This window comes from Variovorax sp. GW823-FHT02B07 (genome assembly GCF_058797695.1).
In genome coordinates, this window is the sequence record NZ_JBXAJX010000004.1 from 463,440 (window position 1) to 482,502 (window position 19,063).

The following is a 19,063-nucleotide window of genomic DNA, read 5'->3' on the forward strand; positions in this document are numbered from 1 at the left end:
CCGCGCTCTGTCTTTTTTGATCAGTTCCTGAACAGGTCGAGGATGCGGTTGCGCTCCTCGGGTGGCGCAGGCGCGCTGATTGCCGGGCCGCTCAGGGCTTCGGCCGGTGCCACCGGCGCGGAGGATTCCACGCCCAGGCTCGACACGCCGCGGCCCGGCGCGTAGTCGTCGTAGTACCACTCGCCGCCGACGCTCACGATGCCCGAAGGCGGCGTGGTCGACAGGTCGGTCACGGGCACGCCCTTGAGGGCGGTTTCCATGTAGTTGATCCAGATCGGCAGGCTCAGGCCGCCGCCGGTTTCGCGGTCGCCCAGGTTGCGCGGCGTGTCGTAGCCGATCCACGAGATCGCCGTCATGGTGGGCTGGAACCCCGCGAACCAGGCGTCGAGCGAGTCGTTGGTGGTGCCGGTCTTGCCGTAGAGGTCGGGGCGCTTGAGCATCGCCTGCGCCTTCGCGGCCGTGCCGGCGCGCGTGATGGACTGCAGCAGCGTGTCCATGATGAAGGCGTTGCGCTGCGGGATGGCGCGCGACGCTTCGTTGAGCAGTGGCGGCTGGACGTCGACCAGCACGCGGTCCTTGTGGTCGGTGACGCGGGTCACGAGGTACGGATTCACGCGGTAGCCGCCGTTGGCGAACACCGAATAGCCCACCGCCATCTGCATCGGCGTGACGGCACCGGCACCGAGCGCCATCGGGAGGTAGGCGGGGTGCTTGTCCTTGTCGAAGCCGAAGTTGGTGATCCAGTCTTGCGCGTAGCGCGTGCCGATGGATTGCAGGATGCGGATCGACACGAGGTTGCGCGACTTCATCAGCGCCGTGCGCATCGACATCGGACCGTCGAAGCCGCCGCCGTAGTTCTTGGGCTCCCAGGGCTGGCCGCCGGTGGTGCCGGCGTCGAAGAACAGCGGGCCGTCGTTGATGACGGTGGCGGGGGTGAAGCCCTTTTCGAGCGCCGCCGAGTAGATGAAGGGCTTGAAGCTCGAGCCCGGCTGGCGCCACGCCTGCGTGACGTGGTTGAACTTGTTCTTGCCGAAGTCGAAGCCGCCGACCAGCGCCTTGATGGCACCGTCGCGCGGGTCCATGGCCACGAACGCGCCTTCCACCTCGGGCAGCTGGGTGATTTCCCAGGTGTTCTTGGGCGTCTTGGCGACGCGGATCACGGCGCCGCGGCGGATCTTGATGTTGGGCGGTGCCTTGTCCGACAGACCGGACTGCGCGGGCTTGAGGCCGTCGCCCGTGATCTGCACGGCGTCGCCGTTGGCCCGGATGGCCTGGATTTCCTTGGGCGTGGCCTTGAGCACCACGGCCGCCATCACGTCGCCGTTGTCGGGGTGGTCGTTCAGCACGTCGTCCACCGCCTCGTCGAGCTCCTTGGGGTCGCTCGGCAGGTCGATGAACTTCTCGGGGCCGCGGTACACCTGACGGCGCTCGTAATCCATGATGCCCTTGCGCAGGGCCTTGTAGGCCGCGGCCTGGTCGGCGGCGACCAGCGAGGTGTAGACCTTGAGGCCGCGCGTGTAGGTGCTGTCGCCGTACTGGGCGTACATCAGCTGGCGCACGGTTTCCGCCACGTACTCGGCGTGCAGGCGGTTCGGGTCGGCGGCGTCGCGCAGGTGCAGCTCTTCCTTCTTGGCCTCGGCCGCCTGCTCGGCGGTGATGAAGCCGGCCTCCTGCATGCGGTCGATCACGTAGAACTGGCGGCCGCGCGCGCGCTGCGGGTTGTTGACCGGGTTGTTCGCGCCGGGCGCCTTCGGCAGGCCGGCGAGCATGGCGGCCTGCGCGATCGTCATCTCGGACAGCGGCTTGCCGAAATAAGCCTCGGACGCGGCCGCGAAGCCGTAGGCGCGGTTGCCCAGGTAGATCTGGTTCAGGTAGATCTCGAAGATCTGGTCCTTCGTGAGCAGGTGCTCCAGCTTGAAGGTCAGCAGCACTTCGTAGATCTTGCGGGTCAGCGTCTTCTCGGAGCTCAGGTAGACGTTGCGGGCCACCTGCATCGTGATGGTGGAGGCGCCCTGGCTCTTCACGCGGTTCAGGTTGGCGAGGCCGGCGCGCACCAGCCCCTTGTAGTCGACGCCGCCGTGGTCATAGAAGCGCGCGTCTTCGGCGGCCAGGACGGCGTCCTTCACGACCTTGGGGATCGCGGCGATGGGGGTGAGGTTGCGTCGCTCTTCCCCGAACTCGCCGATCTGCGTGCCCTCGGCCGAGAACACGCGCAGCGGCAGCTTGGGTCGGTAGTCGGAGAGTTCCGAGATGTCCGGCAGGTTGGGATAGGCCACTGCCAGGGCCACGGCCACCACGCACAGGATGGAAAGCAGGCCCGCCGCAGCGATGCCCGCCCCCCAGAACACGAAACGCAACAGCCATTTCAGCCAGAAGGGGCGTTCGGGTGGAGGAGTCTTGGCGCGCCCTTTCGGGCTGGAAGTTTCTTGCATGGGGGCCCGGAGAGTCACCGGACATTATAAAAAGCCGCCCCCTCGGCGCCTCCGGATCTTTGTTACCTCGCGCATTCCCTCTCCAGGGGCTAAGCAGAAAGTTACAGAATGCGGCTTTGACGTCACGTTTTGACAACGGTTGTCGGTTCCGGGCTTTCTGCACGCTTGGTGGGCGCTGTGCCTGCTGCTAGCATGCAACCGAACGCATATTTTTCCATTGGTTACAAATAACAGGGGGAGAGGGACCTAACTTGGCTGCTCTTGGATCATTGTTTCGTCGTCAGAACGCCCCCCTGCTGGGACTGGACGTCAGTTCGTCCAGCGTGAAGCTGGTGGAGCTCGGCCGTGAGGCCAGCGGCAAGCTGGTTCTGGAGCGCTGCGCCATCGAACCGCTCGAACGCGGCTGGATCACCGACGGCAACGTCGAGAAATTCGACGAAGTCGCCGAAGCCGTGCGCCGCGTCGTGCGCAAGAGCGGCACCAAGACCCGCAACGTGGCGCTGGCGCTGCCGCCCTCGGCGGTCATCACCAAGAAGATCATTCTCCCGGGCGGGATGAGCGAGCAGGAGCTCGAGATCCAGGTCGAATCCGAAGCCAACCAGTACATCCCGTTCTCGCTCGATGAAGTGAGCCTCGACTTCTGCGTGACGGGACCGAGCACGACCTCCGTCGGCGACGTGGAAGTGCTGATCGCCGCCTCTCGCAAGGAGAAGGTGCAGGACCGCGAGGGCCTGGCGGAAGCCGCGGGCCTGAAGGCCATGATCCTCGACGTCGAGTCGTATGCCTCGCGCCTCGCAACCGCACGCCTGATCGAGCAGCTGCCGGGCAAGGGCGTGGACGCCATCGTGGCGCTGTTCGAAGTCGGTGCCTTCACGACCAGCATGCAAGTGCTGCGCAACCAGGAAGTGCTGTACGACCGCGACCAGGCCTTCGGCGGCGCTCAATTGAGCCAGCTGATCGTGCGCCAGTACGGTTTTTCCGCAGAGGAAGCCGAAGCGAAGAAGCGCAGCGGCGACCTGCCCGACGACTACGGCTCGGGCGTGCTCAAGCCCTTCGTCGAAAGCATCGCGCAGGAAATCGCGCGCGCGTTGCAGTTCTTCTTCACCAGCACGCCGCACAACCGCGTCGACTACGTGCTGCTGGCGGGCGGCTCGTCGTCGCTGCCGGGTCTGACCAATGCCGTGACCCGCCAGACCTCTTTTGCCTGCTCGCTCGTGAATCCGTTCGACGGCATGGACTTCGGCCCCAGCATCCGCGAGAAGAAGGTCCGCCGCGAAGCGCCTTCCTATCTGACCTCCTGCGGCCTGGCCATGCGGAGGTTCCTGCAGTGATCCTGATCAATCTGCTTCCGCACCGCGAAGCCGCGCGCAAGCGCCGCCGCGAGGCCTTCTACGGCACCCTGGGTGGTGCCGCGCTGCTGGGTGCCCTGATCGCCGGCCTCGGTTACCTGTGGTTCGAGGCCCAGATTTCGGCTCAGCAATCGAAGAACGGCTTCCTTCAGGCCGAGATCAAGAAGCTCGAAGTCGAGATCAAGGAAATCTCAACACTGCAGGAAGAAATCGCAGCCTTGCGCGCGCGCCAGCTGGCCGTGGAAGACCTGCAAGGCGACCGCAATCTGCCCGTGCACCTGCTCAACGAACTCGTCCGGCAACTGCCCGACGGCGTCTATCTCACCAGCATGAAGCAGGAGAACCAGACCGTGACCCTGCAAGGCATGGCGCAGTCGAACGAGCGCGTGTCGGAGCTGCTGCGCAACCTCGGCAACAACAGCCCCTGGCTGGTGAAGCCCGAGCTGGTCGAAATCACCTCGGCCAATGTGAACCTGAGCCAGCGCGACCAGCGCCGCGTGGCGAACTTCACGATGCGCATCGGCCTCAAGCGGCCCACCGACGCCCAGAAGGCGGAGGCCGAGAAGGCCTTGGCCGCCAAGGCGCAGGCGAAGGGGTAATCGATCATGGCCATCAGCAACCGATCCCTCCCCAAAGTCGACGTCGCCACCGCATTGCGCAACTTCGGCGACCAGTTCCGCGGACTGAATCCGAACGATCCTTCCATGTGGCCGGCGGTGCCGCGCTACGCACTGTGCCTGGCCGTGTCCGCGCTGGTGCTGGCGGGCCTGTGGTTTGTCTGGCTCACGAACTCCAACGACGAGCTCGAAGCCGAGCGCGCCAAGGAAGTCACGCTCCGGACCGACTACCAGAAGAAAGTGGCGCAAGCCGCCAACCTCGACCTGCTGAAGAAGCAGCGCGAGCAGGTGCAGCAGTACGTGATCCTTCTCGAGAAGCAACTGCCCAGCAAGGCGGAAATGGACGCGCTGCTCTCGGACATCAACCAGGCCGGTCTCGGCCGCAGCCTGCAGTTCGAACTGTTCCGTCCGGGCCAGGTGTCGGTCAAGGACTACTACGCAGAGCTGCCGATCGCCGTGCGCGTCACGGGCCGCTACCACGACATGGGCGCCTTCGCGGCCGACGTGGCCAGCCTGTCGCGCATCGTGACGCTCAACAACGTGACCGTCACACCGCAGAAGGACAAGGACGTGCTGACGATGGACGCCACCGCGCGCACCTACCGCTACCTCGACGAAGACGAGCGGGCCGCCCAGAAACGCGCCACGGCGCCGAAGGCGAAGAAATGAAGCCGGTCGCCAAAGTCCTGTGGCTGGCACTGGCCACGCTGGGCCTGAGCGCCTGCGGCGATTCCGACCAGGAAGACCTGCAGCGCTGGATGGTCGAGCAGCGCGCGCAGGTGAAGCCCTCTGTGCCGCCGATCTCCGAACCCAAGAAGTTCACGCCGCAGGCCTACACCGAGGCGTCGTCGTTCGAGCCCTTCAACATGCTGAAGCTGACCCAGGCGCTGCGCCGGGAGTCGAACCAGCCGAGCACGTCCGAGCTGATCGCGCCGGAGCTGGCGCGCCGCAAGGAAGCCCTCGAAGCGTTCCCGCTCGACACGATGGCGATGGTCGGCAGCATGAACCGCAACGGCCAGCCGGTGGCGCTCGTGCGTGTGGACAAGCTGCTCTACAAGGTGCGCGTCGGCGAGTACCTGGGGCTCAACTACGGGCGCATCACCCGTATCAACGAAACCGAAGTCGCCCTGCGCGAGATCGTGCAGGACGCCGCGGGCGAATGGATTGAACGCGTAGCCACGCTGCAGTTGCAAGAGAGTGCGAAATGAACCATAAAAAATCAACGATGGCACAGTGGCTGCGCGCCGCCGGGCTGGGTCTGCTGGCTTTCGGTGCCCTGGCCGTCGCCCATGCGCAAAACGCAATCGAGTCGGTGACGAGCTCGACCCAGTCGGGCGCGGAAGTGATCCGCATCGACCTGGCCCAGCCGCTCACCGCCGTGCCTGCCGGGTTCTCGGTGCAGACGCCGGCGCGCATCGCGCTGGACTTCCCGGGCGTGACGAACGCCATCGGGCGTTCGGCCATCGAGGTGAACCAGGGCAACCTGCGCTCGGTCAACGTGGTGCAGGCCGGTGACCGCAGCCGCGTGGTGCTGAACCTGAAGCAGGCTACTGCTTACAAGGCCGAGATCCAGGGCAAGTCGCTGCTGGTCGTGCTCGAGCCGGTGGCTGGTACGGCACTCGCGGCTTCCGCGGCGACCACTTTCGCCGAGAACCGCAACCGTGACACGCTGCCGTTGCGTGATGTCGATTTCCGCCTGGGCGCCGACAACACCGGCCGCGTGCTGGTCGACCTGCCGAACAACCAGGTCGGCGTCGACGTGAAGCAGCAGGGCAAGAGCCTGGTCGTGGAGTTCACCAAGTCGACCCTGCCCGAAGGCCTGCGCCGTCGCCTCGACGTGGCCGATTTCGGCACGCCGGTGCAGCTGATCACTTCGCAGCAGTCGGGCGACCGGGTGCGCATGACGATCGATGCCAAGGGCGACTGGGAGCACAGCGCTTACCAGAGCGAGAACCAGTTCGTGGTGGAGGTCCGCGCACGCAAGGTCGACCCGAGTAAGCTCACGCAAGGTGTCGGCTACAACGGCGAGAAGCTGTCGCTCAACTTCCAGAACATCGAGATCCGTTCGCTGCTGCAGGTGATTGCCGACTTCACGAACTTCAACATCGTGACCTCCGATTCGGTCAGCGGCGCACTGACGCTGCGGCTGAAGGACGTGCCCTGGGACCAGGCGCTCGACATCATCATGCAGGCGAAGAACCTGGGCATGCGCAAGAACGGTAGCGTCCTGTGGATCGCGCCCAAGGACGAGATCAACGCCAAGGAGAAGCTCGAGTTCGAAGCCAAGGCGGCGATCGAGAACCTGGAGCCGCTGCGCACGCAGTCGTTCCAGCTGAACTACACGAAGGCCATTGCGATTGCACAGGGCCTGACGGGGACCGGTGCATCGGCGGGTGGCGGCGGTGGTGGTGGCGGCGGCGCGACCTCGCGCATCCTGAGCCCCCGCGGCAGCGTGATCGCCGAATCGCGGACCAACCAGCTGTTCGTGTCCGACATTCCCTCGCGCCTGGCCCAGGTCGCCGACCTGATCCAGAAGCTGGATATTCCCGTGCGCCAGGTGCTGATCGAGGCGCGCATCGTGGAAGCCTCGGACACCTTCGGCAAGTCGCTCGGCGTGCGGATGGGTGGCGGTATCTCCCGCGAACGCGTCGCGTCGGCCAACGGCAATCCGGCCTACGGCACCTTCGGCGTCATGCCTGCCACCACCAACGCCGGCGGCGTCGGCGGCGCAGCAGCCACCTGGACCAACTCCAACTTCATCAACCTGCCCGCCGGCGACGCTGGCGGCACCGGCAACGCCGCAGGCACCTTCGCGATCTCGCTGTTCAACTCGAGCCTGTCGCGCATGCTGAACCTCGAGATCTCCGCCCTCGAAGCCGATGGCAAGGGCAAGCTGGTCTCCAGCCCCCGCGTCATCACGGCCGACCAGACCAAGGCGCTGATCGAGCAGGGCGAGGAAATTCCCTACCAGCAGGCCACCTCCAGCGGCGCCACGTCGATCTCGTTCCGCAAGGCGGTGCTCAAGCTCGAAGTCACGCCGCAGATCACGCCCGAGGGCAACATCATCCTCACGCTGGACGTGAGCAAGGACGCCCGCGGCGTCAATACTTCGGCGGGCCCGGCCATCAACACCAAGCACGTGCAGACCGAGGTGCTGGTCGAGAACGGCGGCACGGTCGTCATCGGTGGTATCTTCGAGCTCACCGAAACCAATGACGAATCGCGCGTGCCGGTGCTGGGTGAAATCCCCTACATGGGGGCATTGTTCCGCAAGCGCGAACGCGTTGCCAACAAGACCGAAATGCTCGTCTTTATCACCCCGAAGATGATTACCGACCGCAACGCCGCGCGCTGACGCGCGGGCGTAGCAACCACCGCGTGGCGGTCGCACTTGTCGGGTTGCCCGGCGCCGGAAAGTCCGCAGTGGGCCGGCGGCTGGGTGCTCGGCTGAACACTCCCTTCATCGACACCGATCACGTGATCGAGCAGCGCATCGGCTGCACGATCCGTGATTTCTTCGACCGCGAGGGCGAAGCCGCCTTCCGCGACATCGAGCAGGCGGTCATCGCCGACTTGGCCGCCCACCCCCACGGCGTGCTGGCGACCGGCGGCGGCGCCGTGCTGCGCGAGGCCAACCGCCAGCAACTGCGCGACCATTTCCACGTCATCTACCTGCGTTCTTCGCCCGAAGACCTGTTCCGGCGCCTGCGCCACGACGTCAAGCGCCCGCTCTTGCAGGTGGCCGACCCGCTGGGCCGGCTGCGCGAACTGCACGACGCGCGCGACCCGTTCTACCGGGAAACGGCCCATGACGTGGTCGACACCGGCCGGCCGTCGATCGCGGTGCTGGTCAACCTCATCGTGATGCAGCTCGAGCTGGCCGGGGTGGTCGAACCCGGCGCCCATCCGGAAGAGCCCTCGGACTGACCCCGGCAGGCCCGAGCGCCTAAACTCGCGGCCATGTCCCTGTCTGTTTCGCCTGCACTTTCCGCCCTGCCAAAGCCCGAACGCGTCGAGATCCAGCTCGGCGAGCGCAGCTATCCGATCCTGATCGGCGGCGGCCTGCTGGAAGACCCCGCCAGCTTCAGTGTCGTTCCCGCGGCTGCCAGCGCGCTGATCGTCAGCAACACCACCGTGGCGCCGCTCTACGCGCAGGCCTTGCGGGCCGTGCTGGCCAAGCGCTTTCGCACGGTCCACCTGCTCGAGTTGCCCGACGGCGAGGCATACAAGAACCTCGAGACGCTCAACCTGATCTTCGACGCCCTCCTGGGCCACGGCAGCGACCGCAAGACGGTGCTGTTCGCGCTCGGCGGCGGGGTGGTGGGCGACATGACCGGCTTCGCGGCCGCCAGCTACATGCGCGGCGTGCCTTTCGTGCAGGTGCCGACCACGCTGCTGGCGCAGGTCGATTCCTCGGTGGGCGGCAAGACGGCCATCAACCACCCGCTGGGCAAGAACATGATCGGCGCGTTCTACCAGCCGCAGCTCGTGCTGTGCGACTTGAACACGCTGCAGACGCTGCCGCCGCGCGAGCTGAGCGCCGGCCTGGCCGAGGTTATCAAGTACGGCCCGATCTACGACATGGCCTTCTTTGACTGGATCGAAGCGAACATCGAAGCGCTGGTGGCGCGCGACCCGGCCGCGCTGGCCCATGCCGTGAAGCGCAGCTGCGAGATCAAGGCGCTGGTGGTCGGTCAGGACGAGCGCGAGACCGGCCTGCGGGCCATCCTCAATTTCGGCCACACCTTCGGCCATGCCATCGAGTCGGGCCTCGGCTACGGCGAATGGCTGCACGGCGAAGCCGTCGGCTGCGGCATGGTCATGGCGGCGCAGCTGTCACAGCGGCTGAGCGGTGTCGACGCGGCCTTCGTCGCGCGGCTGACCCGCCTGATCGAGCGGGCCGGGCTGCCCACCGTGGGACCGGCGCTGGGCGCCGAGCGCTACCTGGAGCTGATGCGCGTCGACAAGAAATCGGAAGCCGGCGAGATCCGCTTCGTGGTGATCGACCGGCCCGGCTCCGCCGTCGTGCGCAGCGCGCCCGACGCGATGGTGCGCGACGTGCTCGCGCAGTGCTGCGCGGCATGAGCGCAGCGCGATACGCGGAGATCCGGCCGTGAGCCTCGCGGCGTACGCCTGCCACCCCGCGCGCTCGCGCGGACGGCGCCACGCGGAGCCGCCTGCGCCCACGCGCGACGCCTTCCAGCGCGACCGCGACCGCATCGTCCATTCCACCGCCTTCCGTCGGCTGGTCTACAAGACCCAGGTGTTCCTGAACCACGAAGGCGACCTGTTCCGCACGCGGCTCACGCATTCGCTCGAAGTCGCGCAACTGGGCCGCTCCATCGCGCGCGCGCTGCGGCTCAACGAAGACCTGGTCGAGGCGATCGCGCTGGCCCATGACCTGGGCCACACGCCCTTCGGCCACGCGGGCCAGGACGCGCTCAATGCCTGCATGGCCGAGCACGGCGGCTTCGAGCACAACCTGCAGAGCCTGCGCGTGGTCGATGCGCTGGAGCACCGCTACCCGCAGTACGACGGCCTGAACCTCAGCTTCGAGACCCGCGAAGGCATCCTCAAGCATTGCTCGCGCGCCAACGCCGAACGCATCGAGGTCGCCGAGCCGCAGGGCGTGGCCCGCCGCTTTCTCGACCGCACGCAGCCGGGGCTGGAGGCGCAGCTGTGCAACCTAGCCGACGCCATCGCCTACAACGCGCACGACATCGACGACGGCGTGCGCTCGGGCCTGATCAGCGTCGAGCAGCTGGCCGATGTGGAACTGTTCGAACGCTACCGCCGCGAAGCGCTGGCCGAGCATCCGCACCTGCAGGGCCAAGGCCGGCGCGTGCTCTATGAAACCATCCGCCGCATGCTCAGCGCGCAGGTCTACGACGTGATCGACACGACGCGCGCGGCCATCGAGGCGCTGGCGCCCGCCGATGCCGACGCTGTGCGCCAGGCGCCACCGCTGGTGGCCTTCAGCGGCGTCATGCAGGCGCAGTCGGAGGCGCTCAAGCAGTTCCTGTTCCGCAATCTCTATCGCCACCCGCAGGTCACGCAGACCACCGACCAGGCGAGCGAGGTCGTGCGCGGGCTGTTCGACGCCTACCTGGCGCGCGGCACCGAGATGCCCGCCTCGTACGCCGAGCGCCGCGACCGGCATCGCGCCGTGGCCGACTACATCGCCGGCATGACCGATCGCTTCGCCATGCGCGAGCACGAACGGCTGACCGGCCGCCGGGGCATCGCATGACGGCGGCCGTGCGCTCGAACAGCGCGTCGGCCCGCGTGCCGGCCGCGGCCTTCGCCGTCGTGCTGGGCGGCGTCAGTGCCGCGTTGCACCTGGGCAAGCTGCCGCCCGCCGTGCCGGCGCTGCAGGCGTCGCTGGGCATCGACCTGGTCGAGGCGGGCTTCCTGCTCTCGCTGGTCCAGGTCGCGAGCATGACGCTCGGGCTGCTGGCCGGGCTTGCGGCCGATTCCATCGGTCTGCGGCGCAGCATGCTCGTCGGGCTGGCGGTGTTGACGACGGCCAGCCTGCTCGGAGGCGCCGTCGGCGCCGGCCTGCTGGGCGAGTCGCACGCGGTGCTGTGGCTGTTCGTGCTGCGCGCGGCCGAAGGCATCGGCTTCCTGATGGCGGTGATGCCGGGCCCGGGACTCATCCGCGCACTGACACCGGCGGGCGCCGACAAGGCCGCGCTGGGCCTGTGGGGCGCCTACATGCCGCTCGGCGTGGCGCTCGCGCTGCTGATCGGTCCGGCCCTGATCGGCTGGGGCGGATGGGCTGATTGGTGGTGGACGCTGTCGCTGGTGTCGGCGGGTGCGGCACTCTGGGTGTGGTTGGCGGTGCCGCGCGATCGGGCCCACGTGGCCGGTGCAAGCCCGCAGCCCGCGTCGGCCGGTTGGGCGTCGCGGCTGTGCGAGACGGTCGGTGCGCGCGCGCCGTGGCTGGTCGCGTTGACCTTCGCCGTGTACTCGTCGCAGTGGATGGCCGTGATCGGTTTTCTTCCCGCGATCTATGCCGACGCGAAGGTGCCGGCCGCCTGGAGCGCGGTGCTGACCGCGCTGGCCGCGGCGATGAACATCGTCGGCAACCTCATGGGTGGCCGCTGGCTGCAGCGCGGCGTGGCGCCCGAGCGCCTGCTGCAATGGGGTTTCCTGGCCATGGCGCTGGGCGGTGTCGCCGCCTTCGCGCAGGTGGGGCAAGGCGCTGGCGCAGCGGCACTGGGCCTGCCGCCCGCGCTGCGCTATGCCGCGATCTGCGCCTTTTCGCTCGGCGGCGGCATGGTGCCGGCGACGTTGTTCCTGCTGGGGGTGCGGCTGGCGCCGGGGCCGAGCACCGTCTCGACCACCGTCGGCCTGATGCAGCAGGCGTCGTCGCTCGGCCAGTTCCTGGCGCCGCCGGCGGTGGCCTGGCTGGCGCACCGCGTCGGTGGCTGGCACTGGACCTGGACCGCCACGCTGGCCTGTTCGCTCGCCGGCATGGCTGTTGCCGCGCGCCTCGGGCGCATCCGCCGACTCACGGAGGCCACGGCATGAGCGACCCGACGATCACCGACGCCGCGCAAGCCGAAGCCGACACCCGGCGCTGGCTCGAGCGCGCCGTGATCGGCCTCAACCTGTGCCCCTTCGCCAAGGCGGTGCATGTGAAGGGGCAGATCCACTACGTCACCTACCTCGACACCCACGAAGGCCGCCTCATCGATGCGCTGCTGGCCGAGGCCCGCGCGCTCGTGGCGCTCGATGCCGAGGTGCGCGACACCACCTTGCTGATCGTCCCCCACGCGCTGGCGGACTTTCTCGACTTCAACGATTTCACCGAGCGCGCCGAGCGCAAGCTCGCCCGCGCGGGCTTCGACGGCGTGCTGCAGCTCGCCAGCTTCCATCCGCATTTCCAGTTCGCCGGCACCGAGGCCGACGACATCACCAACGCCACCAATCGCGCGCCGTACCCCACGCTGCACCTGCTGCGCGAAGACAGCGTGGACCGCGCGGTCGAGGCTTTTCCCGAGGCCGAGGCGATCTTCGAGCGCAACATCGAGACGCTCGAAGCCCTGGGCCCGGCCGGCTGGACCGCGCTCGATGTCGGCCCGGGAAGCGCCACGCCATGAACAACAAGAACACCATGTCCCGTCCCGCGAAAGCCCACCCCACCAACAAGGCTGCGAAGGCCGAGGCCGAGCTGGCCGAAGTCCTGCGGCCGGGCCAGTCCGTCGAGCTGCTCAAGGAGCTGCACATCCTCACGCGCGAAGGCCGGCTCAACCAGGATTCGCGGCGCAAGCTCAAGCAGGTCTATCACCTGTTCCAGTTCATCGAGCAGCTGCTGCGCGAGCTGCCGGGCGAGGGCGCCGAGGCCACGCTGGCCGACCACGGGGCGGGCAAGTCGTACCTCGGTTTCATCATCTACGACCTGTTCTTCCGCGCGCGGCAGGGCGGGCATGTCTACGGCATCGAGACGCGCAGCGAACTGGTCGAGCGCTCCCGCGCGCTGGCGCAGCAGCTGGGCTTCGGGCGCATGTCGTTCCTGAACCTCACTGTGGCCGAGTCGGCGCAGGCGAGCGAGCTGCCGGCGCGGATCGATGTGGTCACCGCGCTGCACGCCTGCGACACCGCCACCGACGACGCCATCGCCTTTGGCCTGGCCAAGAAGGCGCGCTGCATGGTGCTCGTGCCCTGCTGCCAGGCCGAAGTGGCGGCCTGCCTGCGCGAGACCAAGGCGCTGGCCCTGTCGCGCACGCCGCTGGCCGAGCTGTGGCGCCATCCGCTGCACACGCGCGAGATCGGCAGCCAGCTCACCAACGTGCTGCGCTGCCTGTACCTGGAAGCCAACGGCTACAGCGTGACGGTCACCGAGCTGGTCGGCTGGGAGCACAGCATGAAGAACGAGCTGATCCTGGCGCGCTACACCGGCCAGCGCAAGGCGAGCGCGGCGACGCGGCTGCGCGAGCTGCTGGCGCAGTTCGGGCTCGACACGCTGGGCGACACACGCTTCCGCCTCGCCGATTAAGTACCCGGACGGCGTCGTCCACGTCCCCATGGCCCGTCTCCCCCGTCTCACGCTGGCCGGCATGCCGCACCACGTGATCCAGCGCGGCAACAACCGCCAGCCGATCTTCGTGGACCGCGCCGACCACGAGAAACTGCTGGGCCTGCTGGCCGAGAACGCCGCGCGCTTCGGCATCGCGCTGCACGCCTACGTGCTGATGGACAACCACTTCCACCTGCTGGCCACGCCCGACAGTGCCACGGGCCTGCCGCAGTTCATGCAGTCGGTCGGGCGCAGCTACGTGCGCTACTTCAACGACCGCCACGGCCGCAGCGGCACCTTGTGGGAAGGACGCTACAGATCGACCCTGATCCAGACCGAGCGCTACCTGCTGACCTGCATGGCCTACATCGACCTGAATCCGGTGCGCGCCGGCATGGTCACCGAAGCGCGCGACTTCCCGTGGTCCAGCCACGGCCACTACGCCGGCCTGCGGCAGGACCGGCTGCTGACGCCGCATCCGCTGTACTGGGAGCTCGGCAACACGCCCTTCGCGCGGGAGGCGGCGTATGCCGAACTGGTGCGTGGTGGGGTTCGCGCGGCCGATCAGCGGGCCCTGACCGAGGCCACCTTGCGCGGCTGGGCGGCCGGCGACGATGGTTTTCTGGACACGTTGCAGAAGTCCACCGAGCGTCGCGTGATCAAGGCCAAGGCCGGCCGGCCGCCTGCGCCCGCCAAAGATCCGGACTGAAAGCGGTCGGAAGCCTCGCCCTTGTTGGGAGTTATGCTTCTGTTTTTAATATGTCCCCAATTTAATTCTGACAAGAAAACTCAAGATTTAATAGGAATCTGACCCCTATTAAAGTGTTTGGCATTCTTTGTGCATCGCAATATGCTCCCTTTCCCTGCGAAAACTGAAGGAGCGCGCCATGACGACGGCTGCCGAGATTCAACACCTCCAAGAACACGGTCTGTATTCCGGTGCCGATGAGCACGACGCCTGCGGCGTCGGCTTCGTCGCCCACATCAAGGGCGAGAAGAGCCACGCCATCGTGCTGCAGGGCCTGAAGATCCTCGAGAACCTCGACCACCGCGGCGCCGTCGGCGCCGACAAGCTGATGGGCGACGGCGCGGGCATCCTGATCCAGCTGCCCGACCTGCTGTACCGCGAAGAAATGGCCAAGCAGGGCGTCACGCTGCCCCCGCCCGGCGAATACGGCGTCGGCATGATCTTCCTGCCCAAGGAACACGCCTCGCGCGAAGCCTGCGAACAAGAGATGGAACGCGCCATCAAGGCCGAAGGCCAGGTGCTGCTGGGCTGGCGCGACGTGCCGGTCAACCGCGACATGCCCATGTCGCCCACCGTGCGCGAAAAGGAACCGCTGCTGCGCCAGATCTTCATCGGCCGCGGCAACGACGTGATCGTGCAGGACGCGCTGGAGCGCAAGCTGTACGTGATCCGCAAGACCGCCAGCGCCAACATCCAGCGCCTGAAGCTCAAGCACAGCAAGGAATACTACGTTCCGAGCATGTCCAGCCGCACCGTGGTCTACAAGGGCCTGCTGCTCGCCGACCAAGTTGGCACCTACTACCTCGATCTGCAGGACAAGCGCTGCGTCTCGGCCCTGGGCCTCGTGCACCAGCGCTTCTCGACCAACACCTTCCCCGAGTGGCCGCTGGCCCACCCGTACCGCTACGTTGCGCACAACGGCGAAATCAACACGGTCAAGGGCAACTACAACTGGATGAAGGCGCGCGAAGGCGTCATGTCGTCGCCCGTGCTCGGCGCCGACCTGCAGAAGCTCTACCCGATCAGCTTCGCCGGCCAGTCCGACACCGCCACCTTCGACAACTGCCTCGAGCTCTTGACGATGGCCGGCTACCCCATCAGCCAGGCCGTGATGATGATGATTCCCGAGCCCTGGGAACAGCACGCCACCATGGACACGCGCCGCCGCGCGTTCTATGAGTACCACGCCGCCATGCTCGAGCCGTGGGACGGCCCGGCCTCCATCGTGTTCACCGACGGCCGCCAGATCGGCGCCACGCTCGACCGCAACGGCCTGCGCCCCTCGCGCTACTGCGTGACCGACGACGACCTGGTCATCATGGCGTCGGAATCGGGCGTGCTGCCCGTGCCCGAGCAGAAGATCGTTCGCAAGTGGCGCCTGCAGCCCGGCAAGATGTTCCTCATCGACCTGGAGCAGGGCCGCATGATCGACGACGAGGAGGTCAAGGCCACCCTCGCCAACAGCAAGCCCTACAAGCAGTGGATCGAAAACCTGCGCATCAAGCTCGACAGCGTCAAGGCCGAGCCGGCCGCGATCCCCGTGAGCCAGGTGGCGCTGCTCGACCGTCAGCAGGCCTTCGGCTACACCCAGGAAGACATCAAGTTCCTGATGAGCCCGATGGCACAGGCCGGCGAAGAGGGCATCGGCTCCATGGGCAACGACAGCCCGCTGGCCGTGCTCTCCAGCAAGAACAAGCCGCTGTACAACTACTTCAAGCAGCTGTTCGCGCAGGTCACGAACCCGCCGATCGACCCGATCCGCGAAGCGATCGTGATGTCGCTGGTGTCCTTCATCGGCCCCAAGCCGAACCTGCTGGACATCAACCAGGTCAACCCGCCGATGCGGCTCGAAGTGAGCCAGCCCATTCTCGACTTCGCCGACATGGCGAAGCTGCGCGACATCGGCCGCTACACGCAGGGCAAGTTCAAGAGCTACGTGCTCGACATCACCTACCCGCTGGGCTGGGGCGATGAAGGCGTCGAAGCCAAGCTGGCCTCGCTGTGCGCCGAAGCGGTCGATGCCATCAAGGGCGGCCACAACATCCTGATCGTGAGCGACCGCGGCGTGGGCCCGACGCAAGTGGCGATCCCCGCCGTGCTGGCGCTGTCGGCCGTGCACCAGTACCTCGTGCGCGAGGGCCTGCGCACCACCGCCGGCCTCGTGGTCGAGACCGGTTCGGCGCGCGAAGTGCATCACTTCGGCGTGCTCGCCGGCTACGGCGCCGAAGCCGTGCACCCGTACCTCGCGATGGAAACGCTGGCGGCCATGCACGCCGACCTGCCGGGCGACCTGAGCGCCGACAAGGCGGTCTACAACTACGTCAAGGCCATCGGCAAGGGCCTGTCGAAGATCATGTCGAAGATGGGTGTCAGCACCTACATGAGCTACTGCGGCGCCCAGCTGTTCGAAGCCATCGGCCTGAACACCGAGACGGTGAACAAGTACTTCACCGGCACCGCCAGCCGCGTGGAAGGCATCGGCGTCTTCGAGATCGCCGAAGAAGCCATCCGCATGCACAAGGCCGCCTTCGGCGACGACCCCGTGCTCGCCCACATGCTGGACGCCGGCGGCGAATACGCCTGGCGCACCCGCGGCGAAGAGCACATGTGGACGCCCGACGCCATCGCCAAGCTGCAGCACAGCACGCGCTCCAACAACTGGAACACGTACAAGGAATACGCCCAGCTCATCAACGACCAGAACCGCCGCCACCTCACGCTGCGCGGCCTGTTCGAGTTCAAGATCGATCCGGCCAAGGCCATTCCGGTGGACGAGGTCGAAGCCGCCGCCGAAATCGTCAAGCGCTTCGCCACCGGCGCGATGTCGCTGGGCTCGATCAGCACCGAGGCGCACGCCACGCTCGCCATTGCCATGAACCGCATCGGCGGCAAGAGCAACACGGGCGAAGGCGGTGAAGACCCCGCGCGCTACCGCAACGAACTGAAGGGCATCCCGATCAAGCAGGGCGACACGCTCAAGAGCGTGATCGGCGCGGCCAACGTCGAGGTCGACCTGCCGCTGAACGACGGCGACTCGCTGCGTTCGCGCATCAAGCAGGTGGCTTCGGGCCGCTTCGGCGTCACCGCCGAGTACCTGCACTCGGCCGACCAGATCCAGATCAAGATGGCACAAGGTGCCAAGCCGGGCGAGGGCGGCCAGCTGCCCGGCGGCAAGGTCACCGAGTACATCGGCAAGCAGCGTTATGCCGTGCCGGGCGTGGGCCTCATTTCGCCGCCGCCGCACCACGACATCTACTCGATCGAGGACTTGGCGCAGCTGATCCACGACCTGAAGAACACCGCGCCGCACGCCAGCATCAGCGTGAAGCTGGTGAGCGAGATCGGCGTCGGCACCATCGCCGCAGGCGTGGCCAAGTGCAAGAGCGACCACGTCGTGATCGCCGGCCATGACGGCGGCACGGGCGCTTCGCCCTGGTCGTCGATCAAGCATGCGGGCAGCCCGTGGGAAATTGGCCTGGCCGAAACGCAGCAGACGCTGGTGCTCAACCGCCTGCGCAGCCGCATCCGCGTGCAGGCCGACGGCCAGATGAAGACCGGCCGCGACGTCGCCATCGGCGCGCTGCTGGGCGCGGACGAATTCGGCTTCGCCACCGCGCCGCTGGTGGTCGAGGGCTGCATCATGATGCGCAAGTGCCACCTGAACACCTGCCCGGTGGGCGTGGCCACGCAGGACCCGGTGCTGCGCAAGAAGTTCTCGGGCAAGCCCGAGCACGTCGTCAACTACTTCTTCTTCGTTGCGGAAGAAGTGCGCCAGATCATGGCCCAGCTGGGCATCCGCAAGTTCGACGACCTGATCGGCCGCGCCGACCTGCTCGACATGCGCAAGGGCATCGAGCACTGGAAGGCCTCGGGCCTGGATTTCAGCCGCCTGTTCGCCCTGCCGATCGTGCCGGCCGACGTGCCGCGTTTCCATGTCGAGAACCAGGACCACGGCCTCGAGCGCGCGCTCGACGTGAAGCTCATCGAGAAGTCGCGTCCCGCCATCGACAAGGGCGAGAAGGTGCAGTTCATCGAGGTGGCGCGCAACGTCAACCGCTCGGTGGGCGCGATGCTCTCGGGCGCGCTGACCAAGGTGCATCCGCAGGGCCTGCCCGACGACTCGATCCGCATCCAGCTCGAAGGCACGGGCGGCCAGTCGTTCGGCGCCTTCCTGGCACGCGGCATCACGCTGTACCTGATCGGCGACGCCAACGACTACACCGGCAAGGGCCTCTCGGGCGGCCGCGTGGTGGTGCGCCCCAGCCTGGACTTCCGCGGTGAAGCTGCGCGCAACACCATCGTCGGCAACACCGCGCTGTACGGCGCGACCACTGGCGAGGCCTACCTGTGCGGCGTGGCCGGCGAACGCTTCGCGGTGCGCCTGTCGGGCGCCACGGCGGTCATCGAAGGCACCGGTGACCACGGTTGCGAATACATGACCGGCGGCACGGTGGCCGTGCTCGGCAAGACGGGCCGCAACTTCGCGGCTGGCATGAGCGGCGGCGTCGCCTTCGTCTACGACGAAGACGGCCAGTTCGCCTCTCGCTGCAACCTCTCGATGGTGTCGCTCGACAAGGTGCTCACCTCGGCCGAGCAGACCGCCAGCGTGCATCGCAAGATCTGGCACGGCGGCGAGACCGACGAAGCGCAGCTCAAGAAGCTGCTCGAAGAGCACCACCGCTGGACCGGCAGCAAGCGCGCGCGCGAGCTGCTCGACAACTGGGCCGAGTCGCGCACCAAGTTCGTCAAGGTGTTCCCGAACGAGTACAAGCGCGCCCTGGCCGAACTGCACGACCGCCAGGTCGAGCTGGCCAGCAGCGGCAACAACGCCCACGTCGGCCTCGAGCCGCACGCACTGGCCGCGCCCGCCACGGCCGCCGTCTGAGCGCGCCATA

14 protein-coding genes are annotated in these 19,063 nt (G+C 67.2%); 13 read left to right on the forward strand and 1 reads right to left on the reverse strand.

The window, feature by feature from the left end:
• Positions 1-20: 20 nt before the first annotated feature.
• On the reverse strand, positions 21-2,432 hold the full coding sequence (locus tag AC1RGU_RS22950; RefSeq protein WP_492697857.1) for a penicillin-binding protein 1A: 2,412 nt from the start codon (positions 2,430-2,432) through the stop codon (positions 21-23).
• 251 nt (positions 2,433-2,683) lie between these two features.
• Between AC1RGU_RS22950 and AC1RGU_RS22955 the strand changes: the two genes are divergently transcribed.
• The 13 genes from AC1RGU_RS22955 (at position 2,684) to AC1RGU_RS23015 (ending at position 19,053) form a co-directional block, all read left to right on the forward strand.
• Positions 2,684-3,763, forward strand: a complete 1,080-nt coding sequence (locus AC1RGU_RS22955) for a pilus assembly protein PilM (protein ID WP_062471776.1) — start codon at positions 2,684-2,686, stop codon at positions 3,761-3,763.
• Positions 3,760-4,380 (forward strand): PilN domain-containing protein, encoded by a 621-nt coding sequence (locus AC1RGU_RS22960; protein ID WP_070059948.1) that lies wholly within the window; start codon positions 3,760-3,762, stop codon positions 4,378-4,380. The genes AC1RGU_RS22955 and AC1RGU_RS22960 overlap by 4 nt, the downstream gene beginning before the upstream one ends.
• Positions 4,381-4,386: 6 nt before the next feature.
• Positions 4,387-5,067 carry a type IV pilus inner membrane component PilO gene (locus tag AC1RGU_RS22965; RefSeq protein ID WP_070059947.1) on the forward strand — a complete coding sequence of 227 codons (681 nt, stop codon included), beginning with the start codon at positions 4,387-4,389 and terminating at the stop codon, positions 5,065-5,067.
• Entirely contained in the window at positions 5,064-5,606 is a 543-nt protein-coding gene (locus tag AC1RGU_RS22970; protein ID WP_062471766.1) for a pilus assembly protein PilP, read from the forward strand. Before AC1RGU_RS22965 ends, AC1RGU_RS22970 begins: the two co-directional genes overlap by 4 nt.
• Positions 5,603-7,753: a type IV pilus secretin PilQ gene (locus AC1RGU_RS22975; RefSeq protein WP_487847960.1), complete on the forward strand. Its 2,151-nt coding sequence runs from the start codon at positions 5,603-5,605 to the stop codon at positions 7,751-7,753. Before AC1RGU_RS22970 ends, AC1RGU_RS22975 begins: the two co-directional genes overlap by 4 nt.
• A 23-nt stretch (positions 7,754-7,776) precedes the next feature.
• Entirely contained in the window at positions 7,777-8,325 is a 549-nt protein-coding gene (locus AC1RGU_RS22980; protein WP_062471759.1) for a shikimate kinase, read from the forward strand.
• A 33-nt stretch (positions 8,326-8,358) separates the two neighbouring features.
• Positions 8,359-9,483: a 3-dehydroquinate synthase gene (aroB, locus tag AC1RGU_RS22985; RefSeq protein WP_492697854.1), complete on the forward strand. Its 1,125-nt coding sequence runs from the start codon at positions 8,359-8,361 to the stop codon at positions 9,481-9,483.
• 28 nt (positions 9,484-9,511) lie between these two features.
• Positions 9,512-10,648, forward strand: a complete 1,137-nt coding sequence (locus AC1RGU_RS22990) for a deoxyguanosinetriphosphate triphosphohydrolase (RefSeq protein WP_492697852.1) — start codon at positions 9,512-9,514, stop codon at positions 10,646-10,648.
• Positions 10,645-11,931, forward strand: a complete 1,287-nt coding sequence (locus AC1RGU_RS22995) for an MFS transporter (protein ID WP_492697850.1) — start codon at positions 10,645-10,647, stop codon at positions 11,929-11,931. The genes AC1RGU_RS22990 and AC1RGU_RS22995 overlap by 4 nt, the downstream gene beginning before the upstream one ends.
• A complete protein-coding gene (locus AC1RGU_RS23000; protein ID WP_492697848.1) occupies positions 11,928-12,503 on the forward strand; it encodes a DUF1415 domain-containing protein in 576 nt (191 codons plus the stop codon). Before AC1RGU_RS22995 ends, AC1RGU_RS23000 begins: the two co-directional genes overlap by 4 nt.
• A 14-nt stretch (positions 12,504-12,517) precedes the next feature.
• Entirely contained in the window at positions 12,518-13,399 is an 882-nt protein-coding gene (locus AC1RGU_RS23005; protein WP_492698272.1) for a class I SAM-dependent methyltransferase, read from the forward strand.
• A 28-nt stretch (positions 13,400-13,427) separates the two neighbouring features.
• Positions 13,428-14,129, forward strand: coding sequence for a transposase (locus tag AC1RGU_RS23010; RefSeq protein WP_492697846.1), 702 nt, complete (start codon positions 13,428-13,430; stop codon positions 14,127-14,129).
• Positions 14,130-14,307: 178 nt separating this feature from the next.
• A complete protein-coding gene (locus tag AC1RGU_RS23015; protein WP_307695401.1) occupies positions 14,308-19,053 on the forward strand; it encodes a glutamate synthase-related protein in 4,746 nt (1,581 codons plus the stop codon).
• Positions 19,054-19,063: the final 10 nt, after the last annotated feature.